Annotated in this window: 19 protein-coding genes; 1 reads left to right on the top strand and 18 read right to left on the bottom strand. The window is 59.9% G+C overall.

Annotated features, from left to right (window positions below; all coding sequences use genetic code 11):
- Positions 1 to 77 precede the first annotated feature (77 nt).
- From E6C55_RS30335 to ilvB, 17 genes are all read right to left on the bottom strand, one after another.
- Entirely contained in the window at positions 78 to 530 is a 453-nt protein-coding gene (locus E6C55_RS30335; RefSeq protein ID WP_136373590.1) for a Fur family transcriptional regulator, read from the bottom strand.
- Positions 527 to 1801: an MFS transporter gene (locus tag E6C55_RS30330; RefSeq protein WP_136373589.1), complete on the bottom strand. Its 1275-nt coding sequence runs from the start codon at positions 1799 to 1801 to the stop codon at positions 527 to 529. Before E6C55_RS30330 ends, E6C55_RS30335 begins: the two co-directional genes overlap by 4 nt.
- 179 nt (positions 1802 to 1980) lie before the next feature.
- Positions 1981 to 2538 carry a redoxin domain-containing protein gene (locus E6C55_RS30325; RefSeq protein WP_136373588.1) on the bottom strand — a complete coding sequence of 186 codons (558 nt, stop codon included), beginning with the start codon at positions 2536 to 2538 and terminating at the stop codon, positions 1981 to 1983.
- A 79-nt stretch (positions 2539 to 2617) separates the two neighbouring features.
- Positions 2618 to 3289 (bottom strand): Crp/Fnr family transcriptional regulator, encoded by a 672-nt coding sequence (locus E6C55_RS30320; RefSeq protein WP_136373587.1) that lies wholly within the window; start codon positions 3287 to 3289, stop codon positions 2618 to 2620.
- A gap of 14 nt (positions 3290 to 3303) precedes the next feature.
- Complete coding sequence (locus E6C55_RS30315; protein ID WP_136373586.1) at positions 3304 to 4095, bottom strand: ABC transporter permease; 792 nt, start codon at positions 4093 to 4095, stop codon at positions 3304 to 3306.
- A gap of 8 nt (positions 4096 to 4103) precedes the next feature.
- A complete protein-coding gene (locus E6C55_RS30310) occupies positions 4104 to 4907 on the bottom strand; it encodes an ABC transporter permease (RefSeq protein WP_136373585.1) in 804 nt (267 codons plus the stop codon).
- Complete coding sequence (locus E6C55_RS30305) at positions 4904 to 5881, bottom strand: ABC transporter ATP-binding protein (protein WP_136373584.1); 978 nt, start codon at positions 5879 to 5881, stop codon at positions 4904 to 4906. Before E6C55_RS30305 ends, E6C55_RS30310 begins: the two co-directional genes overlap by 4 nt.
- Positions 5882 to 7394: 1513 nt before the next feature.
- Positions 7395 to 8684, bottom strand: coding sequence for an MFS transporter (locus E6C55_RS30300; protein ID WP_136373583.1), 1290 nt, complete (start codon positions 8682 to 8684; stop codon positions 7395 to 7397).
- A 68-nt stretch (positions 8685 to 8752) separates the two neighbouring features.
- Positions 8753 to 10135 (bottom strand): two-component system sensor histidine kinase NtrB, encoded by a 1383-nt coding sequence (locus E6C55_RS30295; protein WP_136373582.1) that lies wholly within the window; start codon positions 10133 to 10135, stop codon positions 8753 to 8755.
- 147 nt (positions 10136 to 10282) lie between these two features.
- A complete protein-coding gene (locus E6C55_RS30290; protein WP_136373581.1) occupies positions 10283 to 11824 on the bottom strand; it encodes an anti-sigma-I factor RsgI family protein in 1542 nt (513 codons plus the stop codon).
- Positions 11821 to 12627 (bottom strand): RNA polymerase sigma-I factor, encoded by an 807-nt coding sequence (sigI, locus tag E6C55_RS30285; protein WP_136373580.1) that lies wholly within the window; start codon positions 12625 to 12627, stop codon positions 11821 to 11823. The genes E6C55_RS30290 and sigI overlap by 4 nt, the downstream gene beginning before the upstream one ends.
- A gap of 128 nt (positions 12628 to 12755) precedes the next feature.
- Positions 12756 to 13181, bottom strand: a complete 426-nt coding sequence (locus tag E6C55_RS30280) for a hypothetical protein (protein ID WP_136373579.1) — start codon at positions 13179 to 13181, stop codon at positions 12756 to 12758.
- Positions 13182 to 13403: 222 nt separating this feature from the next.
- Positions 13404 to 14483 carry a 3-isopropylmalate dehydrogenase gene (leuB, locus tag E6C55_RS30275; RefSeq protein ID WP_136373578.1) on the bottom strand — a complete coding sequence of 360 codons (1080 nt, stop codon included), beginning with the start codon at positions 14481 to 14483 and terminating at the stop codon, positions 13404 to 13406.
- A 543-nt stretch (positions 14484 to 15026) separates the two neighbouring features.
- Complete coding sequence (locus tag E6C55_RS30270) at positions 15027 to 16226, bottom strand: aminotransferase-like domain-containing protein (protein ID WP_136373577.1); 1200 nt, start codon at positions 16224 to 16226, stop codon at positions 15027 to 15029.
- A gap of 90 nt (positions 16227 to 16316) precedes the next feature.
- Positions 16317 to 17309, bottom strand: coding sequence for a ketol-acid reductoisomerase (gene ilvC / locus E6C55_RS30265; protein ID WP_136373576.1), 993 nt, complete (start codon positions 17307 to 17309; stop codon positions 16317 to 16319).
- A gap of 190 nt (positions 17310 to 17499) precedes the next feature.
- Positions 17500 to 17985, bottom strand: a complete 486-nt coding sequence (gene ilvN / locus E6C55_RS30260) for an acetolactate synthase small subunit (RefSeq protein WP_136373575.1) — start codon at positions 17983 to 17985, stop codon at positions 17500 to 17502.
- Positions 17982 to 19727, bottom strand: coding sequence for a biosynthetic-type acetolactate synthase large subunit (ilvB, locus tag E6C55_RS30255; protein ID WP_136373574.1), 1746 nt, complete (start codon positions 19725 to 19727; stop codon positions 17982 to 17984). Before ilvB ends, ilvN begins: the two co-directional genes overlap by 4 nt.
- 543 nt (positions 19728 to 20270) lie before the next feature.
- On the opposite strand from ilvB, the gene E6C55_RS30250 reads away from it, so the two are divergent.
- A complete protein-coding gene (locus E6C55_RS30250; RefSeq protein ID WP_136373573.1) occupies positions 20271 to 20801 on the top strand; it encodes a GNAT family N-acetyltransferase in 531 nt (176 codons plus the stop codon).
- A gap of 168 nt (positions 20802 to 20969) precedes the next feature.
- On the opposite strand, the gene E6C55_RS30245 is transcribed toward E6C55_RS30250, so the two are convergent.
- Positions 20970 to 21254 carry a 50S ribosomal protein L33 gene (locus E6C55_RS30245; protein ID WP_136373572.1) on the bottom strand — a complete coding sequence of 95 codons (285 nt, stop codon included), beginning with the start codon at positions 21252 to 21254 and terminating at the stop codon, positions 20970 to 20972.
- Positions 21255 to 21895 lie beyond the last annotated feature (641 nt).

Raw genomic sequence — 21895 nt, 5'->3', positions numbered from 1 at the left:
TTGCGGTACGCGGGCAAGTCTTTCTTTTCCCAATACAGAATGTAATTATTACTATTAGTTCCGAAGGAGCGCACCGTTCATGACTGAACCGCCGTCTCCTTCTGACAATCTTCGCAGATCCCGTAGATCTCGAAGCGATGGCTCACAATCTTATAGTTCCCCGGCAGCTTGAGCGTATCCTGCATCGGGCAGAAATCGAACGTCAGCGTCTTCTCGCAGTTGGTGCAGATCAGATGATGGTGGTGGTGATCCAGGCAGGACGACTTGAACTTCAGCCCGCCCTCCATGAAGTAGAACTGCTCCAGCACGCCCATCTCGCTCAGCATTCTCAGGTTGCGGTACACCGTGTCGAAGCTGACGCTTGGGTACTTCCCCGTCAACTGGTCGTAGACGTCCTTCGGAGACAGGTACTGCTCAGTCGTGGAGAAAATGTTGGCGAGAGTGCGGCGTTGGTCCGTGATTCTCCAGCCATTCCTCGACATGACGGCGAGCATATCCTGTGCCTTATGGTGATGTTGATGTTCGGTCATCGCGTGATCTCCTCTCCATCGCAGGCCGGCGCTGCCGCCTCCTGACGATAGTCGTCGATTCTTCCATCATACCAGTTCTGCCGCCGCCCCGACAAGCGGGCCGGGTGCGCAAGCCAGATCAGGAAGGTCAGCGCGATGGCGCTGCCGCCGGTCAGGCATACTCCGGGCCAGCCCCACATCTTCCAGGCGAAGCTTCCGAGCGAGGAGCCGATCGCCCCGCCGAGGAAGGTCGTCACCATCTGCACCGTGTTCAGGCGGCTGCGAGCGGATGGATCGAGCGCGTAAATTCGCGTCTGGTTCGACACCTGGGTTCCTTGAACGCCGAGATCGAACAGAATAATGCCGAGAATGAGAATCCATAGAGAGGTTCCGAGAAGGCCGAAGCCAATATAGGAGACGAGCGACAGAACGGTCAGCCCGCCGATGATCGCCTTCGGGGAGAATCGGTCCGCGAGCCGGCCGACCAGCGGCGCTCCCGCGGCTCCGGCGACGCCGATCAGGCCGAACAAGCCGGCGATCCGGCTGCTGTAGCCGTAGGGCTCCCCTTCCAGATAGAACGAGAGCGAGGTCCAGAACGCACTGAACCCGACGAAGTTCATCGCCCCGATCAGGGCGGACTCCCTCAGGATGGAGTGCTTGCGCACAAGCGTGCCGAGCGAGCGCAGCAGCTCGCCGTACCGAAGCGCCGACACGGGCCGGCTTGTCGGCAGCAGCGCCCGCAGCAGCAGGAGCAGGCCGACCATCGCGGCGGCCGCGATCCAGAACATGAGGCGCCAGCCCCATGTTCCGCCGATCAGGCCCGATACGGCCCGGGCCGACAGAATGCCCGTGAGCAGGCCGCTCGCGACCGTGCCGATCGCGCGGCCCCGCTCCTCCGGCGCGGCCAGCTCGGCCGCAAGCGGAATCATGATCTGCGGCACGATCGTCGTCATGCCGACGGCGAAGCTCGCCGCGTACATCCAGGCGAGGCTCTGGGCGGTCGCGACGCCGACAAGCGAGAGCGCGACGAGCGCGAGCAGCGCCGTGATCAGCGAGCGGCGCTCCTTGATGTCGCCGAGCGGCACGAACAGGAAGAGGCCGAGCGCGTAGCCGAGCTGCGTGCAGGTCGAGATGAGGCCCGCCGCATCCGCCGTTATGCCGAACGAGCGGGCGATGTCCGCGAGCAGCGGCTGGTTGTAGTAGAGATTGGCGACGGTCATGCCGGCCGAGAAGGCCATCGTCAGCAGCAGCCCTCTGGACAGGCGAGGGCCGGCAAGGGGGAGATTCGTCATGGGGAGCGATTCCTTTCCGATGGGCCTTCCGCATCTTGCTGCATAACGTTCGCAACAACGATCCGGCCGGCCCCGTCCGCGATTCCCCCATTATAAGCACCGATTCCGCGGTTGACCAGCTTGTCGGCAGGTTTTTGTCACCGTGACCAAAATCCCGGCTTGTTCCGTTCCAAACGGCCTTACCGCCCGGCGGCGAACCGGTCGATCTCTTCCAGCGCAAGCTGGTCCGTAATCAGGCGGCTGTAATGGGCAAGCCGTATGATGCCGTTCTCGTCAATCAGGAATTCGGCGGGCATTCGATGGAAGTTGGAGCCTTCCTCCGGAGTAAGGGCGAACCCGGCCGCAGCCGCTTCTTCGACGCAATTCTTCGTATTCGCATCCGCCAAGGTCAACCGCACCTTCTCCTCGGACGTCTCGACGCCGAACAAATCGTACAATTGCGATGCAGGGTCCGCTGCAAGCGGGAACGGAGCGTTCTGCGCTCCGACGTGCGTCCTCAGATTCGCTTCCGGCGATTCGAAGACGGCGATGACGTCCAGCCCTTGGCGCTGCCACTCCGGATAGCGGCCGATCAGGCGATGCACCCGCAGATTGCATAAGGCGCAAGCGGAGAAGCGCATGAAGGCGAGCAGCACTTTGCGGCCGCGATAATGCTCAAGCGATAAGAAGTTGCCCTGCTGGTCGACGGTTCGGAATGCCGGGGCGGCCATGCCCGGTTGAAGCTGTTGTTGTGTCATAAAAAACGCCTCCTGTACATGGATGATGGATTAGATTGTCCAATCCAATGTACCAGAGCCATCGGCCCGCTTCTGTGACTTAGTCACCGAACAGCGTCTCCAGCTCCGCGCGGCGAGCGATTCGCACCCAGCCCCGTCCTTGCTGCACCAGTCCCTGCCGCTGCCAACGCAGCAAGGTGCGGCTCACGACTTCACGCGCGGTGCCGAGCTCGGAAGCGAGTCCGGCGTGCGTCATTCGCAGCTCCGGCCGCTCCTCCGACGTGGAAGCGAGCAGCGCTTCCGCCAGTTGCCTGTCCAGCGGCTTGGTCTTCCGCGCTTGGAGCTGCTCGCCCATATGAAGCAGCCCGTCGAGCAGGTTGCCGAATACGGTTCGGCGGATCGCCTCGTACTTCGTCACCCAACGGAGGAAGCTGAGCTTGGAGACGAACAGCGCTTCGACCTCCGTCTCGGCTTCGACAATCGCCGGGTAGTCCCGTCCGCTCAGTCCGCTCAGCACGAGCAGAGCGCAAATCTCGCCGGCATGAAGCTTGTTGACGACGCGCTCGCTCCCGTCTTCTCCGACTTGGCAAATCCGGGCGATTCCGCTCAGCATCAACATGCTGTAGGACATCGCTTCTTCCCGTTGGAAGAGGCGCGAGGCGGCGGGGAAGGTCCGCACTTCCGGACGAGCCTCCGCCCAATCCTCGGGGGACACTTCCTTCAGACACGGAAGCGTCTCCCATAATCGTGTGTCTGCAATAAATGAATTCATCCTCGGCTCCCCTCTCAAGATCCGGTAGACCGGTAATGCCTCACGCCAAGCCGCCAGACCAGCACACACGGAACGAGGAACAGGACGCCCGCGAGAGGCATCGCCATGTAGGCGGCAGCGGGGCCGTCGGCCCGATCCAGCAGGAACAGCATCGGCAAGTAGTTGACGCAGCCGAACGGGATCACGAACGTGAAGAAGACGGTCACCCACCGCTTGTAGATGTCCAGCGGATATTGCGCCATCTCGCGGCCGCCGTCGGTGAAGACATTGGCCACCTCAAGCCCCTGGACGGTCCAGAAGCACATCGTCGCGAACAGAACGAAGATGCCGGCGAAGATACAGACGCCGCACGCGATCATCAGAACAAGCGTTGCGATCTTGGCTGCGTTCCAGGCGATCGGCAGGTTGATCAATGCGACCGCAAGCACGATTGCCCCCTGAAGAAGGCGGCCGAACCGCGTGAACTCGAACTGCGAGCCGAGCACCTGCACGATCGTGCTTCGCGGGCGCACAAGCAGCCGATCGAAGTCCCCGGAGACGACAAGCGACGAGAACATATCGAAGCCGCGCGCGAAGCATTCCGCAATCGAGAATGCCAGATGGATGACGGCGAAGATGAGCGCCACCTCATAGAAGGACCATCCCTGCAACTGTCCGAATCGCTCGAACAGGAAGTAGAGCGAAGCGAAGACGGCGAACGGGATGAAGAACTGACCCGCCGTCAGCAGCAGGAACGACGCCCGGTACTGCATCTGGGACCGGAACAGCATGGACAAGTAGCTGAAGTACAGTCGGAATCCGGACATAGCTGCTTCTAACCCCCTTGAATGACGGTCCGGCGAAGCGCCCGGGAGAGCAGCCATGCGCCGAACGCGACGAGAATGGCGACCCAGCCGAGCTGGACGGCAACGCCTGCCGCCGCCTCGCGAACCGGAATATGCCCGGAGTACACCCGGAACGGGAAGTCCGCGGTCCAGCGGAACGGCAGGAAGTTGACCGCGTTCTGAAGCCAGCCCGGCATAAGCGGCACGGGAATAACCATCCCCGCGAAGAACTCCCCTGCGACGGCGATCATCAGCGTCGAGCCGACGGGCGACAGCGTCCAGAACACCGAGATGTAGATAAGCATCGAGACGCCGACAACGATGAAGAGCCCGAGAATCAGAGCGAGCAGGAACAAGGCGAAGCTCGCCGCGGAAGGCGGGAAGCCGAGGCGGTACGGCTTCGGCAGCACGAGGACGATCGGCAGCAGCGGCAGGTAGCGCAGCGTCGCGCCGGCAAGGCGCTGGCCGAGCAGCTTGGCGTACCAGAAGCCGTAGATGCCGCACGGGCGGCACAGCTCATAAGCGATATTGCCGCTCATGATAAGCCCGAAGATCTCGTTGTCCCGATACCAGAGCATAATAAGGGTGAGGAAAATCTGCTGAAGCCACGTGTACGTAATCAGATCCGGCAGATCGATCGTAGCGGATTTTGCGCCGTTCGCATAGAAGGCCATATAGACCATAATGAACACGAAGCCGAAGAACAACTGCGTGGCAATGCCGGCGAACGCCGCCGTCCGGTACTGCATCCCGAGCTGGAACCGGAGCCTCCAGACCGATGCGTACGCTCTCATATCCGATGCTCCCGATACAGCTCGACGATCATCTCGTCGACCGGCTTGGCCTCGACGGAGACGTCGATCAGCTCGATCTGCCCGGTCAGCCGGGAGAGCACGTCGGCCATCCGATTCCGCTCCGTATCCACGCTCAGCACCGTCCGCTCCCCCGTCCACGACAGCAGCGTCGCGCCCGGCACTTCCGGCGCCTTCTCGCTTGGCTCGTGGTCGACGGTGATTTTCCTCTCGGTGCCGAATCGGCTTCGCAGCTTCTCGATCGTCCCGTCGTACAGCAGCGTCCCCTTGCCGATCATCAAGATCCGTCCGGCCAGCGCTTCGATGTCGCTCATGTCGTGCGTGGTGAGAATGACGGTGACGCCCTTCTCCTCGTTGAGCGTACGAATGAACTTGCGCACCGCCAGCTTGCTGACCGCGTCGAGGCCGATCGTCGGCTCGTCCAGGAACAGAATGCGCGGCCCGTGCAGCAGCGACGCAGCGATCTCGCAGCGCATCCGCTGGCCGAGGCTGAGCTGGCGGACCGGCACCTGCAGGATCGGCTCCAGATCGAGCGTCTCCGTCAGCATGGCGAGATTCGACCGGTAGTCGGCCTCCCGAATCCGGTAGATGTCCTTCAGCAGCTCGAAGGAGTCGAGCACCGGCACGTCCCACCATAGCTGGGAGCGCTGTCCGAACACGACGCCGATGCTGCGCACGTATTCCGTGCGGTCGCGCCACGGCGTGTGCCCCATGATGCGGCAGCTCCCCTCGTCGGGGACAAGAATCCCGCTCATCACCTTGATGCTCGTCGACTTGCCCGCACCGTTCGGCCCGATGTAGCCGACGATCTCGCCTTCGCCGATCGAGAACGAGACATCCCGCAGCGCATGAACGATCGTATGCTCCCGCGCGAACAGCGCCTTGAACGCCTGCCCGATCCCCGGCGAGCGCTTGGCCACTTTGAATGATTTGCTGATTCCTTGCAGCTCGATCAAGTGTATTTCCCTCCCTTGTGCATCCTCTTTTTGCCGCTTCTGGTTTCGTTTTAACGCGCTCAAAAAATATATCCAAATCCCGCCGAAAAGTATAGACTTATGTTTTTCTTCGAGTTATACTAATATTATAGATGGCGAGGACATCTATATTTTCTTAAAAACTATCTAAAACAGGCTGACGACGTTGTTGACGTCGTTTTTTTGTTTTATTTTTCTAAGTTTCGATCCCCCTCCGATGCCCCATTTCGTGCGTCGTTGTACGGGTTTCCCGCACATCTCCCTCTCCGTTGCCTCGTTTCGTGCGTCGTTGTACGGCTTTCCCGCACATCTCCCTCTCCGTTGCCCCGTTTCGTGCGTCGTTGTACGGCTTTCCCGCACATCTCCCTCTCCGTTGCCCCGCCTTGTGCGCCGTTGTACAGGTTTCCCGCACATCTCCCTCTCCGGTCCCCCGCCTCGTGCGTCGTTGTACGGCTTTCCCGCACATCTTCCTCTCCGATGCTCCGTTTCGTGCGTCGTTGTACGGCTTTCCCGCATATCTTCCTCTCCGATGCCCCGTTTCGTGCGTCGTTGTCCGGGTTTCCCGCACATCTTCCTCTCCGGTCCCCCGCCTCGTGCGTCGTTGTACGGGTTTCCCGCACATTTCCCTCTCCGATGCCCCATTTCGTGCGTCGTTGTACGGGTTTCCCGCACATTTCCCTCTCCGATGCCCCATTTCGTGCGTCGTTGTACGGGTTTCCCGCACATCTCCCTCTTCGATGCCCGACCTTCTCCCCCATGTCGCCTGCTGCAAACAAAATAAGCCGCCTTCCACCGGAGGCGACTCTTTTGTTGCTTTGCTGTTAACCTTGTATCCGCTCCCCACCCTCTTGTATCCGTCCTCCCCCCCTCGCCCCGACGAAGCAACGATTTTATGTGATTTTTCACATTCACCGGCTCGGATTTCGGGTGAATCGAGGCGTTTTATGTGGTTTTTCGCATAAATTCGACACTTTGGTTGCGGAATAGTGTTTATGTATGTGGTTTTTCGCATAAAATCGTCCAATTCGTCTGTGATCGGTGAGTGCGAATGTGAAATTTCATATAAAATCCCGGCCGTAAGGTACCGGTTGAGTCACTACGACTCAACCGCAGCAGCAGCCGCCCCGCGACGGGCGACAAGCCCAGTTCTCGCCGCTCCCCGCTCCCAGCTCGCCCAGTTCGCCCGCTGATCCATCTCTCCAAGCGTCCTCCCCCCCCTCGCCCCGACGAAGTAACGATTTTATGTGATTTTTCACATTCATCAGCTCGGATTTCGGGTGAATCGAGGCGTTTTATGTGGTTTTTCGCATAAATTCGACACTTTGGTTGCGGAATAGTGTTGATGTATGTGGTTTTTCGCATAAAATCGTCCAATTGGTTTGTGATCGGTGAGTGCGAATGTGAAATTTCGTATAAAATCCCCGCCGTAAGGTAAAGGTTGAGTCACTACGACTCAGCCGCAGCCGCCCGCACCACGCAGCCGGTCAGAGCCTCCTCATCCCCCGCGCCGGAACAGCCTTGGAGCGACCAGCGTCGAGAGCGCCAGCAACGCGATTCCGACCGAGAGGACGATTCCGTATTGCCGGAGCCAGTCCGGAGCGCCTGCCCCTGCCGCCTGCTGGAACAGCCAGCCGCCGAGGTTCGGGCCGAGGAAGCCCGCAAGGCCGGTCAACGCCGAGAAGACGGCGACGTACATCGGGCGTTCGGACTTCGGCGTGTCTCCGATCAGGAAGTTGAAGATCAGCAGGTTGTAGCCGCCGAGCCCCAAGCCGAGCAGAATGTGCGAGACACACAGGACAAGCAGCGCCGGAACCAGCTCCATCCCCGCCCACGAGGCGCATGCGATCGAGATGAGCGGGAACACCCACAGCAGCAGCGTCTGCGCGGGATAACGGCTGTTCAAGCTGCCCCAGATCGGATAGCTGATCATCATGACGATGTTCTGAAGCATCGTGATCAGCGTCACCTGGCTGTAGCTCAGCTCAAGCACATTCAGCATGGAGAAGGAGAAAAGCGGAACGACGACGTTCTGGGCGAGCAGGAAGACGGTGACGAACAGAGTGGCGGAGCGGAACGCGCGATCCTTGAGCGGACCCGACAACTGCTTCCCCTTGTTCGTGTCCCCCGAGCGGATGAATGCCGGGTTCGGATGCCTCGTCAGCTCCCAACTGTTCCACACCATGCAGAGGGCGCACAGCGAGAAGAGCACCGCGAAGCCGAAGCCATCCTCCATTCGTTGCATCCATTGTCCCCCGAGGAACAGCGTCAGGCTGGCGACCGCCCAATGGATCGTATTGCGAATGCCGAAGTACCGCCCCCGAACCGAAGGAGGCACCATATCCGCGAGCAGAGAGGTCCAGATGACGCCGCCGGATTGAGCGAGAATGTACGAGAAGAGGTAGAGCACGACGTAAGTGCCGAACCAAGCCTCATGGGGAAAAAGCAGCGGGATCAGCCCGGTCAGCACCCAGAGGATACGATGGGACGTCGCGAACAGAGTGAGCAGCAAGCGGCGATTGCTCCATCGCTGCATGGCGAGGGCAATGAAGATCTGAATCACGAGCGTAAGCGACGGAATCGCCGTGATCAGCCCGATCTGCTCGGAGCGGAAGCCGAGGAACAGCAGATAGGCGGTCTGAAGCGGACCGCCTAGCAGGTTGTTGATAATCGTGGCCGGGATGCCTTCTCTAATCGAAGTGCGCATCCCTCGCCGGGTCTCGGAATCGGCTATGCGTCCCGTCCGGAAGAACCCATTGTTAAGAGAAGAGTTAAACCTGCGAATCATCGTCGAGTTCCCCCATGGAGGCCAAGTCCGGGCGGGTCGACTCGCGCCGATCCCGCATCACCCTGATTCTACTCTCTCTCCTCCACCAATGGCAAATAGATAATAAATTCGGTGCCATCGCCGGGTGTGCTCTGCACTTCGATCATGCCGCCATGGTTGCGCACAATGCGGTAACTGACGGAAAGCCCCAGTCCCGTTCCCGCTTCCTTCGTCGTGAAGAACGGGTCGAAGAGCCGAGTCAGCGTCGCCCGATCCATGCCCTGACCGTTGTCCCGGATGCGGACAAGCGCGTACTTCCCATCCTTGCGGGCAGAGAGCTCGATCAAGCCTTGCCGTCCGTCCTCCCTGGCTTGAATGGCATCAATCGCATTCTTGACGATGTTGAGGAGAACCTGCTTGATCTGCTTCACGTCGATCGCAACGGAGATGTCGGAATCGTAGATCTCGAACTTGAGCTCGCATCCCTTCATATGCGCTTCGCTCTCGGTGAGCAGAATCGTCTCCTTCACCAGCTCGGCCACCGTCAGCTTCCGCTTCATCGGCGCCGAAGGCTTGGAGGAATTCAGGAATTCGAAGATGATGTCGTTCGCCCGATCGATCTCCGAGAGGATGATTCGCACATACTCCTGTTTGCCTATCGATTCCAGGTAAGGCTTCAGCAGTTGGATGAAGCCGCGAATCGACGTCAACGGGTTGCGAATCTCATGGGCGATGGCGGCCGCTATCTTCCCCAGCATGGCCAGCTTATCGTTCTGGAAGGCGGTCTGCTCGATCTGCTTGTATTCCGATACATCCTTCACACTGACGAGGTAGTCCCCGTCCAGTTCCTCGATCCGGGAGATGCCGATCAGCAGGATGCGGCCATTCTCGTCCTCGAATTCGCCGTGGTAGCGGCGATAGTAGAGGAAGTCCTTCAGCATCCTCAAGAAGATTCTGCGGGCCGACCGGCGGAGGGTCGGGTGGAACAGAATCTGACGAACCGATTGGCCGACAAGAGAGCGGCGCGGCACTTGCAGGAACCTGGCCATCTGCAGGTTCAGGAACCGAAGATGGCCGTAAGAATCGAACAGAGCGATTCCGGTGTCCATGTGCTGGAGGACCGTCTCGAACTTGCCGGCGCGCTCGGACTCCACGGGAATCGCTTCCACAACCGCTTCCCGGAGCCGATCCGGGTGCCCCTCTTCTGCGGTTGCGGCCGTCTCGAATACATTCAACACGGAGATCGCCTCCATTAGAAACAAAAGAGACCGGTGCATGATGGACATCCGGTCTTCGTCTTCGGCGTTCGAGAGGAGCATTCGAACGCTCTCTTCATGATACTTCAGCATGTCGTCCGTCGGAATGTCCTGCAAGGAGGGGCGCAGCTCGGTCAAGCTCTTGCCGATCGTGTCATCGCCGCCCATGACGAAGACAACGAGTGCAGAGAAATAACGAGTCTCCCACCTTGTCATAAAAGGACGCCTCCTGCGATGTTAGATGAAGGACATTCATACAAAAATTCACATCTATCATAGTCGCGACAAGATCAACCTGTCAATGAGAGATCTTGTCGAGACTCGTCCCGCATCTTGTCGAGAAAACACCCCTGCTGCCGCTCGTTATCTCCCCCGATTGCTTGAATTGCCGTCCGTTCGACCGTTCTGTCGGTTGCTGCCTTGACGGTCGCTTGAATTGCTCCATCCTCCTTCACGCCAATTGGAAGACTTGTTGTCCCCTATATTGCCCGAATTTCCGGTCTTGCCGCTCCCGGTGGACGTCTCCGTCCGACTCCCCTGGCCGGCAACGCCCGACTTGTCGTTCCAAGCGTTCCCCCAGCCTGTCGAACGATTCCCGTCCGTCGAATTCCTATTGTTCCATGAATTCGTCTTGTCCGACGAATTTGTCTTATCGCTTGAATTCCCTTGACCCGATGAATTCCCTTGACCCGACGAATTCCCCTGACCCGATGAATTCCCTTGGCCGGTCGAATTCCCCTGACCCGTGGAATTTCCCTGGCCCGACGAATTCCCTTGCCCCGTCCAATTCTTCTTGTCCGTCCAATTCCCTTGGCTCGAGGAGTTGTTCTTGTCCGCGTCGCTTCGCTGTCTCCATGAGTTTGCCTTATCCGAAGACGACGGCTTGTTCGAAGCCGGCGCCGTGCCTTCGGGCGGCTTCGCCGACGCGGAAGACGAGCTCGGGTTCCCGGGCTTGTCGTTCCCGGGCTTGTCGTTGCCGGACTTCGCGTCCGCTTCGCGCTTCGCCCGCGCTTCCGCGAGCTTCTGCTCCCGCTCCTTCGCCTTGGCGACAAGCGTCTTCCATTCCTCCTCGGAGGCTTCCTTGTCCTTCTCCTCGGACTCCTGCAGCACGGTGCCGACTCCGCCCCACGACGAAGAGATCTCCTTCAGCGACTGCTCCTTCAGCTTCTTGAGAGACACGCGGTGCCCCTGGCTCTCGGCCTTCAGCCAGAATGCCATCTTCCCCGCGGAGACGCCCTTCTCGAGCGCCTGCTCGCGAACCTCCTTCGGCACCGAGACCGTCGTTACGACCGGAGCCGCCGCCGTCCCGGCATCCGCTCCTTCCTCGTCGCCAGAAGCCGTGCCGATTCCCTTGGCCGACTGCTCGATCGATTGCCGGATCATGGCGGAGACGTCGCTCTCCCAGCCCTCGTTGACCTTGCCGACGGGAACCGTCGTCAGCACGACCTCGCTGTCCTCGCCGCCCAGCAGATGGAGCGACGCAAGCTTATCGACGATCTGTTCCGTCACGCTCGCCAGGTTCCGGCCCTTGTAGTCGATTCCCTCGATGATCGGAAGGGCGTCCTCGTTCACGGCGCGAAGCTCCCGGACGCGGTCCTTCCCGTCGATCCCGAGCTCCACGCTCGGATTGACGTCCATCGTCACGTACGCGACGACCGAAGGGGGCCGCACCAACAAGCCCCCGAACAGCAGCAGGAACAGCACGGCGACTGCGCCGATTCCGGCTGCCCACCGCGCCCGGCTTCTTGCCGCCGTCCGGGGAACAGAGCGTACCTCCTCCGTCTCGAGCTCGATCTCGTCCCCCACCTGATAATGATTTTCCCGGGGAACCAGGACGAAGTTGCCTCCTCTGGCAAGCACGACAGCCCGCCTGCCCTTTAACGACATGACAATCGCCTTGCTCATTGAAGCCCCTCCTCCCCGTCCGAGCTCGCGCCGGTTATATATTGCTGCAGCAGCGGATACTCGCCCGCCGCAATCAATGCGACCGTGATCAGATATTTGCGATGCCTCTCCAACGTCTTGCGCGACACGCTCTCCAACTGTCCCAGCTCCTTCAAGGGAAGTTTCTTCTTATCCTTCAGCGCAGCAAGCAGCGATTCCCGCTGGGCAAGCCGCAGCCCGATCTCGAGCAGCGCTTCCCTGGAATCCTGATGCTTCGGCGATTGCTCGGTCAGATCGAAGAACGAGACGCCGTACGCCGCCAGCTCTTCGCTGAGCGAGACGATCTCGTCCCTCCGGTCCTGCGCGAGCTGCTCGCGGGAATAGACCGTGATCGCTTCCTTCGCCTCGAGGCGGCTGAGCACGGAGCTCTCGTCGCCGGCCTCTCCCTGCAGGGAGCTGTAAGGCACCGACGTCAGATGCCGCTTCTCCTTGCGAGCGTGATCGATAAGCCGCCGGTTCATGACCTGGGCGGCGAAGCCGACGAATCGGCTTCCCCCATCGCTGGAATAGCGCGTAATCGCCTCGTCAAAGGCCAACAAGGCCACACTGAACTCATCGTCCCGATCCGGATCGATGTACCGCTTGCTGAAGCGGCTCGCCGTCGTAACGATGAATGGCCGATATTGTTTAATTAAATCGTTGCGCAGCTCTTCGCTGCCTCGCTGAATCGCTTCAACCGTCTCTTCCGGATTCGATGCCTCCGGCTCGGGAGCGGCCGCCGCGCTGCCGCGTCCTGTCCATTTTCTCCACAATACGAGAAGCAAGCGCTCACCCCACGTTCATATCATTCGAAGTCTGATTCCTGTGATTAGGGGGTACAAGCAAAAAAAACCATCCCCCGAGAAAATCGCGCAGAGATGGCGTGTATTCCGCATATGCATGCAGACCTTGATCAGAACGTTCCTCCCGTCATCCGCTTCGTCTTCAGCTTGTGCTTGCGCTGCGCAAGCACGCCGAGCCGGCGCTTGAGCTGCTGCTCCCACTCCGTATCGCCGATCTGCTTGGAGAAGGACAGGAGATCGAGAGCCATGTCGATCTGGCTCTGAACGATCTGCATCGGGTCTTCGTCTTCGTTGTTCACGCAATTCTCGTGGAGGGCTTTGTCCGATTCGTCGACGTAGTCGTGGAAGTCGACCTCGGAAGCGCCGTCTCCGTGCGCATATTCCGCCAGAATCTCATACTCGTTCTCTACCAGATAATGGACTTCCACCCGATGGCACACCGGACAGAACAGAATGGGCACGTTATGGATTCTCGTCCGATAATGCTTCAAGGTTCCCTTCGTTCCGATCATGCTTGCTCCGCAGCAGAAACTCATCGTCTTCCCTCCCCGAACCGTACCACGCAATCCGAGATGCGTTTATTCACTATAATGCACTCTTTATAATATTCTCTTCGATCCTTCCGAATTCCTGCCGCAAGGACGATTACCCTGCAACACTGATTTTGACGCATTCTGGCGAAAAAAGCAAAGACGCATGCGGAAGCATGCGCCTATTGCTGCCAATCGGTTCGGTCGGAACCGAGAGGAAGTCCGGAATTAGCGAGCCATTGCCGCAACGATCAGATCGCCCATGGCCGTCGTTCCGATCGCCTTGCTCTTGTCGACGGCGATGTCGCCCGTGCGGTGGCCGGCATCCAGAACTTGCTTGACGGCGCGCTCGATCACGTCGCCCGCTTCCTGGTAGCCGAACGTCAGCTTGAACATGAGCGCAACCGACAGGACCGTCGCGATCGGGTTCGCGATGCCTTGGCCCGCGATGTCCGGCGCCGAGCCGTGGACCGGCTCGTACAGGCCGAAGCTGCCTTCGCCGAGCGATGCGGACGACAGCATGCCGATCGATCCGGTCAGCATGGCCGCTTCGTCGCTCAGGATGTCGCCGAACATGTTCTCCGTCACGATGACGTCGAAGCTCGACGGACGGCGGAGCAGTTGCATCGCGCAGTTGTCGACGAGCACGTGCTCAAGCTCGATGTCCGGATACTCCGGCGCGATGCGGTTGACCGTCTCGCGCCACAGGCGGGACGTCTCGAGCACGTTCGCCTTGTCGACGGACGCGAGGCGCTTGCTGCGCGTGCCGGCGATCTCGAACGCCTGGCGCACGATGCGCTCGACTTCGGTCACGTTGTACACGCAAGTATCGACCGCTTCCTCGCCTTGCGCGCCTTCACGGCGGAACTTCTCGCCGAAGTAGATGCCGCCCGTCAGCTCGCGGACGACGATCAGGTCGGTGCCTTCGAGCACTTCAGGCTTCAGCGTGGACGCATCCTTCAGGCAGTCGAACACGACGGCCGGGCGGATGTTCGAGAACAGGCCGAGCGCCTTGCGAATGCCGAGCAGGCCCGTCTCCGGACGAAGCTCCTTCGAGTTGTTGTCCCACTTCGGTCCGCCTACCGCGCCGAGCAGAACGGCATCCGCGTTCTTGCAGATGTCCAGCGTCTCTTGCGGAAGCGGAGTTCCCTTCTCGTCGATGGCGATCCCGCCGAACAGGCCGTGCTCGAGCTCGAACTTGTAGCCGAACAGCTCTTCCGTCTTCTTCAACACTTTAATCGCTTCGCCAACGACCTCCGGGCCGATCCCGTCGCCGGCGATAACGGCGATTTTCTTCACTTCAGACATGATTCGACACACTCCCGTTTACGATTGTCCTATGAAGGCACTATTACAGTTGTAGCATACTTGGGCACGGCAGGCAAAATACATAAAAGCTATTGTTTTCATAGTTGTGGCCTATAGAAGCGGGGACGGGCCGTTTGGGCTGTTTGGTCTCCCGTTGCCTCCGCCATTGAGCCTGTTCGGACTGTTTCGGGCTGATCAAGTCGACCGAATCCACCGAATTCACCGAATCGACCAGATAACCACCGGCCTTCACCCCTCTGGCCCGCTGTCTTTGGCGATTTGCTGTCTGCCATTGGCGATTTTATGCGTCTTTTCACATTCGTTGGATCGGATTTCGCGGAATCGCGGCGTTTTATGCGATTTTTAGCATACATACGGCAACCCGAAGCGAAATTTTCTCCATGTATGCTATTTTTCACATAGAATCGCCCAACCTGCCCGTTATCGCGCCGCACGAATGTGATTTCTCACATAAAATCCTGATCCCTGGCGAGATGGGCGGCTTCACCGACTATAGCGGAGCCTCCATCCCTATCCACCGCGTTATCCCTTCACCAGAACGCTCCGGAACGCCCGGTCGAGGCGCTTCATGCCTTCGATCGCCGCGTCGGTGTCGTTGTAGGTGAAGTTCATGCGCAGCGTGTTCAGCTCCGGCTCTTCCGCGAAGAAGGAGACGCCCGGCACGAACGCCGCGCCTTCCGCCACCGCAACCTTCAGCAGAGCCCCCGCATCGATGCCCTCCGGAAGGCGAAGCCAGATGAACATGCCGCCCTTCGGCTCCTCCCACGTCACGCCCGGCCAAGCGTATTGCTCAAGCAGAGAGACGAGCTGCTTCTTGCGCGCTTCATACTCCGTGCGAACGAATTCGATGTGGCCGTCGAGGTCGAAGTGCTCGAGCAGTTGGTACAATGTCTGCTGGTCAAGCGAGCTTGACTGCAGGTCGGACGCCTGCTTCGCGCGGGCCATGTTCCGGATGACCTCCGGATCGGCGATCACCCAGCCGGTGCGCAGCCCCGGAGCGACCGTCTTGGAGAACGTGCTCGTGTACACGACGCAGGAGCCGTGCGGATGGTTGTCGAGGGAGAACAGCGAACGGTACTCCACCGAAGCGTCGCCGAACTTGAGCTCGCCGTACGGGTCGTCCTCGAGGATAAGCGTGTCGCAGCGATGGCACAGCTCCAGGACGCCGCGGCGGCGCTCCTCGCTCCACACCGTGCCGGCCGGATTCGAGAACGTCGGGATGACATACAGAATCTTCGGCTTCAGCTCCTTAAGCTTCGCCTCGAGATCCGCCAGGTCCAGACCGTCCGAATCCCCGTCCACGGAGATCGGCGTCGCGCCGTAGGAGCGGAACACCTGCAGCGCCGACAAGTAAGTCGGGCGCTCGACGAGGATGACGTCGCCCGGATCGATATAGATGCGGGTGAGCAGGTCGATCGCTTGCTGCGAGCCCGTCGTGATGAGCATGTCGTCCGGAGTCACCTTGACATGCTTCTTCTCCATGCGGCGGCACAGCGCCTCGCGCAGCGGCAGGTAGCCCTCGGTCAAGCCGTATTGGAGCGCCTTGTTGCCTTGCTCCATAACGCGCCCGAACGCCTCCGAGATCGCCTGCGACGGGAAGTGCTCCTCCGCGGGCAAGCCCCCGGCGAACGAGAGAATCGAATCGCCTTGCGTCAGCTTCAGAATCTCGCGCACGGCCGAAGAAGAGAAGCTCCCAAGCCGCTCGGAAAATCGATAGTTCATCTGAATCCCCCATTCCCTGTCGGATAAGAAAAGGCTGCCCCGGGGAGCAGTGCCTGCCCCCGGGACAGCCGGTGCCAACGAGTCGGTCGATTATTTCTTGATCCAGTGCATCAGGCCGCGGAGCTGAGCGCCGACCACTTCGATCGGATGCTCGGCTTCGTTGCGGCGGGTAGCCGTCAGGAAGGCGCGTCCGGATTGGTTCTCAAGGATGAAGTCGCGAGCGAACTTGCCTTGTTGGATATCGGACAGAACAGCCTTCATCGCCTTCTTCGTCTCATCCGTTACGACGCGAGGACCGGTGACATAGTCGCCGTATTCGGCCGTGTTGGAGATCGAGCTGCGCATGGAAGCAAGGCCGCCTTCGTACATCAGGTCGACGATCAGCTTCAGCTCGTGCAAGCACTCGAAGTAAGCCATCTCCGGAGCGTAGCCGGCTTCAACCAGCGTCTCGAAGCCAGCCTTGACGAGCGCGCTTGCGCCGCCGCACAGAACCGCTTGTTCGCCGAACAGGTCGGTCTCGGTCTCTTCGCGGAAGGAAGTCTCGATAACCCCTGCACGGGTACAGCCGATGCCCTTCGCATAAGCCATGCCGATCTCGAACGCCTTGCCCGTTCCGTTCTGGTGAACAGCAATCAGTCCCGGTACGCCGAAGCCTTCGACATACGTGCGGCGAACCATGTGGCCCGGGGACTTCGGAGCGACGAGCAGAACGTCGGCGTCGCTTGGCGCGACGATCTGGCCGAAGTGAACGTTGAAGCCGTGGGAGAACATGAGAGCTGCGCCCTTCTTCAGGTTAGGCTCGATCTCATTCTTATAGACAGCCGCTTGAGTCTCATCCGGCATCAGGATTTGAACGACATCCGCCTTGCGGGTAGCGTCGGCAACGTTCAGAACTTCGAAGCCGTCGTTGCGAGCCGCTTCGGCAGACTTGCCTTCGCGAAGACCGATGATAACGGACAGGCCGCTGTCGCGCAGGTTCTGAGCTTGAGCATGGCCTTGGCTGCCGTAGCCGATGACCGCAATTGTCTTGCCTTTCAGGGCGCCGAGGTCGGCGTCTTTCTCATGGAATAACTTGACTGCCATTGGATGTGTTCCTCCTTAATTGGATAAAGCTTGATTTGGGGATAAAACAATATGGGCAACCCTCATGGAACGGGCGTTCCAAGAGAGAAGAATCGGACAAGCCCTGACGGCGGCCTGCCGCTCCTCTCCTCGAACACCCGCTCCAACGGGGAGCGGACGATAGCTGCAGGATAGAAGCTTCAAATATCGATCAGCGCGCGCCGCGAATCATCGCGGTGACGCCCGTGCGAGACAGCTCGCGGATGCCGTACGGCTTCAACAATTCGATCATCGCATCTATTTTATCCGAATCGCCGACAACTTGCACGATCAAGCTGCTCGGTCCGATGTCGACGACCGCCGCGCGGAACGTCTCGACGACGCCGAGAATCTCCGGCCGGGAGGAAGGCTCGGCGTTGACCTTGATCAGGCCGAGCTCTCTTCCGACCATCGGACTCGAACCGATGTCGATAACCTTGATAACGTCGACGATCTTGTAAAGCTGCTTCTGGATCTGCTCCAGCGTGTGGTCGTCGCCGGTGGTCACGATGACCATCCGGGACAGGCCGGGCTCTTCGGAGGCTCCAACCGTAATGCTCTCGATGTTGAAGCCTCTGCGTCCGAACAGCCCAGACACCCGTTGCAGAACGCCCGGCTGGTCGTTCACGAGAATGGCAATGGTATGTTTGGTGTTCATTCGGAATCCCCCATAAGCATTTGATCGATGGTGCTGCCTTGCGTAACCATCGGATAGACGTTCTCGTCCTTGCGAACGACGAACTCCACGAGGGCCGGTCCCGGATGGCGAAGCGCCTCGTCCCATGCCGCTCTCGCTTCTTCCTTGTTCGTCGCGCGGAACGACTTGACGCCGTACGCCTCGCCCAGCTTCACGAAGTCCGGGCTGCCGGCCAGGTCGATATGGCTGAAGCGGTTCTCGTGGATCAGTTCCTGCCACTGGCGCACCATGCCGAGCACCTGGTTGTTCAAGATCGCGACCTTGACCGGAATGTTGTTGATCGCGCAGATGGCCAGCTCCTGCGCACACATCTGCATGCCGCCGTCGCCGTTGATCGAGACGACCGTGCGGTCCGGATTGCCCATCTGCGCCCCGATGGCGGACGGGAAGCCGAAGCCCATCGTGCCCAGGCCGCCCGATGTCACGAGCGAACGCGGCTTGTTGAACGGATAATATTGCGCCGCCCACATCTGATGCTGGCCGACGTCCGTCGTCACGATCGCGTCGCCGTTCGTCGTGTCGTGGATAAGGGAGACTACCCATTGCGGCTTCAGTTCCGTATCGGAATCGATGTACTTGAACGGCTTGTCGGCCTTCCACTGCTTGATCTGGGCGCGCCATGCGTCCGCCTGGTCCGCTCGCTTCGCCAGCGTGTTGGCCAGTTGCAGCACCGCCTTCACATCGCCGACGATCGGGATATCGGTCGGCACGTTCTTGCCGATCTCGGCCGGATCGATGTCGATGTGAACGATCTTCGCCTTCGGGGCGAAGCCGGACAGCTTGCCCGTTACGCGGTCGTCGAAGCGCGCGCCGATATTGATCAGGAGGTCCGCGTTCTGGATCGCGGTGTTCGCGGTCCACGTTCCGTGCATGCCCGGGAAGCCCATGTGCAGCTCGTGGCCGGTCGGGAACGCGCCGAGTCCGAGCAGCGTCGTCGTGATCGGGATCTGCGTCTTCGTGACGAACTCGTACAGCTCTTCATGAGCGCCCGAGTAGATCGCGCCGCCGCCGACGAGCAGGATCGGACGTTCGGCCTTCTCGATGGCGCGAACCATCTTGTCGACCTGGTTGCGGTTCGGGTTGACCGTCGGATGATAGCCGCGAAGATTGACTTCCGTCACCGGCTGGAACAGCGCCTTCGCCGCGGAGACGTCCTTCGGGATGTCGATCAGAACCGGTCCCTTGCGTCCCGTGTTCGCGATATGGAACGCTTCGTGAATAATGCGAGGCAGCTCCTTGACGTCGCGAACCATGTAGCTGTGCTTCGTAACCGGCATCGTAATGCCGACGATGTCGGCTTCCTGGAACGCGTCCGTGCCGATCAGCGAGGAGATGACGTTGCCGGTGATGACGACGAGCGGCACCGAATCCATGTAGGCGGTCGCGATTCCCGTCACGAGATTCGTCGCGCCGGGACCCGAGGTGGCGATGCAGACGCCGACCTTGCCGGTGCTGCGAGCGTAACCGTCCGCGGCGTGAATGGCTCCTTGCTCATGTCTGGTGAGCAAGTGGTTGAAGTCGCTGAAGCCGTACATGGCATCGTAGATATAGAGGACCGCTCCGCCCGGATAACCGAAGACGCAATCCACACCCTCCAACAACAGGCTGCGCAGCAGCATATCGGAGCCCGAGATAACTTCCGGTTTGCTCCATTTCTCAATCAATTCTTCTTTGGATTTCAGCGTGGCACTTTGTGCGCTCATCCGTCATCCTCCTTCCGGAATGTAAAGTTTGTCGTGTGTCTCGGATCGTAACAATCAAAAAAAGCCCTTCGTCCCGAACATCAACTTGATGTTCAGGGACGAAAGGCTATGCCTTCCGCGGTACCACCCGGATTTACCGTTCGCTTCGCAGCGACGGCCTCGTAAAGTAAGGTTGCGGACTTGAGCGCTCAAGCGGCAATCGCATACTTTAGGCGCGTTAACGTGCGCCATCCCGATTCACCCTACAACGCCGAAGACGGCGGTTCAGGCGAACAGCTCCAAGGAGACCCAGCGTGCAGGGATTAAGGCATCGGTCGCAGCATATCCGACGCTCTCTGAGCTCAAGAGCCCTCTCGCTTCTTCCTTATCATTGCTGTTGGATGTTCGGTTGAATGGTTCTAATTATATGCTTCCCCGATGCATTCGTCAATACAAGGATGAAATTCGCGGAGAACAACCCCTCCCGTACGATCATACCTTATAGCAGTCGGCCGCATAGCAGTCGGTCGCACGATCCCGCCCGCGCTAACGGAGGTGACCCGCATGATACGTTGGAAGCAGCCTCGGGATACCAAAGGAATCGTCAGGCTCGTCCGCACTCAGCTCGTGCCCAAGTCCCCTTGGCAGCATCCCCGCGACGGACGTCTCTATTCGGAGATCGTCCAGCGCCTGCGCCAAGGCTCGACCCTGGTCGCCGCGAAGAACCGCGGAGGCGAGCTGTTCGGGTTCCTGCATCTGATCGTCCAGAACAAGGTGCTCTTCGTCGACCTCCTCGCTGTCGATCCCGCTTACCAGAACCGAAGATGGGGAACGGAACTGATGCTTCGCGCAGAGGAGATCGGCCGCGCAAGAGGCTGCCGCACGAGCATGCTCTACGTCGACAAGGACAACGCGAGAGCCCTTCGCTTCTATACCCGAATGGGCTACTCGAACGAGCAGTACGTGGAAGCCCTCGTCTGCTACCGCATGGAGAAGAATCTGGCCAGCGAGCCGGCGTGGAACTGGCAGCTTGCCGCCGCCCGGGGCGAGCGCGCCTCCGCAGGCAACGACGGTTGGCTCGGCCACCCGCTCTAGGTCCCGTGCCGCACGAACAAGCCTCCGCCTCCGAAGCCGCGCTCTGGCGGCCCCGAGAGTCGCGGAGGCTTTCACTCGTCCGGTTGTCCGGCTATTTATTGCGCTGCCGCCAGCAAGGACCGCCTCGCTCCCGCCGCTTGCCATCGGTCGTGACGACCGATTGCCCGCTTACCACCAGCCGCCTCCCCAGCCTCCGAAGCCTCCGTAACCTCCGAAGCCCCCGAAGCCCCCGCCTCCCCAGCCATACGGAGTCGTTCCGATGGCGAGAAGATCGAAGAGCACGAGCGGTATGATCGCCTTCGTGCGGGCTTTCTTGCCGCCGGAAGCCTCGAGAATCAGCTTGTTGCCGCTGATGCGGACGAGCTTCCCGCTAACGACGCTGCCGTCCTTGCGCTTCGCATAGACCGTCTTGCCGACCAGCCTCACAACTTGTTCGCGAGTAACCTGTGCCATTTTCCCCCTCCTCCCCGAACGTGTCGGCTTCAGCGAAGCATCTCCGCCGGACCGAACCCGTTGTCCTATAGTTTATGAAGGAGGACGGGCGGCCCGTCTGCACCCTTGTCCTGCAGCGCGAAAAGAGGCGGCCGCTCTCGGCGGGACGGCAGGCGGGGATTTTATATGATTTTTCACATTCGTCGGCGCGGATTCCGGGTGAATTGAGGTGTTTTATGTGGTTTTTAGCATATATGGCGCATCTCGGAACGGAAATATGTCCATGTATGTGGTTTTTCGCATATAATCGCCCAAACAGCCCGATATCGGGCCGCGCCAATGTGAAATTTCGCATAAAATTCGCATAAAATCCGGCAACTCGCGACACACCGCCGACCTCCCCCGACGTGACCGCAACTTCTATCGAGGTTCATCGCAGCTCCCCGCAAGCCGCACCGCAAGCCGCGCCGCTGCAGCTCCTCCCGCGAGGTGCGGCGGCGCGTGCAGGCCGTCAGCCTCGCGTGCATATCGCAGGTAAGAAAAACCGTCAGGGATGAGTTCATTCCCTGACGGTCCTTTGTTTTGCGTTCCATGAGACTATTCTGCAGTTGTGCTACGGACATCCTCAATCCTGTATTCATTACCGTGTACCCCTTTGTAAT

It is taken from the genome of Cohnella fermenti (genome assembly GCF_004801405.1).
Lineage (GTDB): Bacteria > Bacillota > Bacilli > Paenibacillales > Paenibacillaceae > Cohnella > Cohnella fermenti.
Note: the sequence above shows the minus strand (reverse complement) of the source record. Positions and strands in the feature narration are given on the sequence as shown.

Bases quoted from the DNA above. Each gene is read 5' to 3' on its own strand.
- ilvN (WP_136373575.1), bottom strand. From the start codon at position 17,985: ATGAACACCAAACATACCATTGCCATTCTCGTGAACGACCAGCCGGGC.
- E6C55_RS30280 (WP_136373579.1), bottom strand. From the start codon at position 13,181: ATGAGTTTCTGCTGCGGAGCAAGCATGATCGGAACGAAGGGAACCTTG.
- E6C55_RS30295 (WP_136373582.1), bottom strand. From the start codon at position 10,135: ATGACAAGGTGGGAGACTCGTTATTTCTCTGCACTCGTTGTCTTCGTC.
- E6C55_RS30320 (WP_136373587.1), bottom strand. From the start codon at position 3,289: ATGAATTCATTTATTGCAGACACACGATTATGGGAGACGCTTCCGTGT.
- E6C55_RS30300 (WP_136373583.1), bottom strand. From the start codon at position 8,684: ATGATTCGCAGGTTTAACTCTTCTCTTAACAATGGGTTCTTCCGGACG.
- E6C55_RS30315 (WP_136373586.1), bottom strand. From the start codon at position 4,095: ATGTCCGGATTCCGACTGTACTTCAGCTACTTGTCCATGCTGTTCCGG.
- E6C55_RS30335 (WP_136373590.1), bottom strand. From the start codon at position 530: ATGACCGAACATCAACATCACCATAAGGCACAGGATATGCTCGCCGTC.
- ilvC (WP_136373576.1), bottom strand. From the start codon at position 17,309: ATGGCAGTCAAGTTATTCCATGAGAAAGACGCCGACCTCGGCGCCCTG.
- E6C55_RS30250 (WP_136373573.1), top strand. From the start codon at position 20,271: ATGATACGTTGGAAGCAGCCTCGGGATACCAAAGGAATCGTCAGGCTC.
- E6C55_RS30245 (WP_136373572.1), bottom strand. From the start codon at position 21,254: ATGGCACAGGTTACTCGCGAACAAGTTGTGAGGCTGGTCGGCAAGACG.
- leuB (WP_136373578.1), bottom strand. From the start codon at position 14,483: ATGTCTGAAGTGAAGAAAATCGCCGTTATCGCCGGCGACGGGATCGGC.
- E6C55_RS30290 (WP_136373581.1), bottom strand. From the start codon at position 11,824: ATGAGCAAGGCGATTGTCATGTCGTTAAAGGGCAGGCGGGCTGTCGTG.
- E6C55_RS30270 (WP_136373577.1), bottom strand. From the start codon at position 16,226: ATGAACTATCGATTTTCCGAGCGGCTTGGGAGCTTCTCTTCTTCGGCC.
- ilvB (WP_136373574.1), bottom strand. From the start codon at position 19,727: ATGAGCGCACAAAGTGCCACGCTGAAATCCAAAGAAGAATTGATTGAG.
- E6C55_RS30310 (WP_136373585.1), bottom strand. From the start codon at position 4,907: ATGAGAGCGTACGCATCGGTCTGGAGGCTCCGGTTCCAGCTCGGGATG.
- E6C55_RS30330 (WP_136373589.1), bottom strand. From the start codon at position 1,801: ATGACGAATCTCCCCCTTGCCGGCCCTCGCCTGTCCAGAGGGCTGCTG.
- E6C55_RS30325 (WP_136373588.1), bottom strand. From the start codon at position 2,538: ATGACACAACAACAGCTTCAACCGGGCATGGCCGCCCCGGCATTCCGA.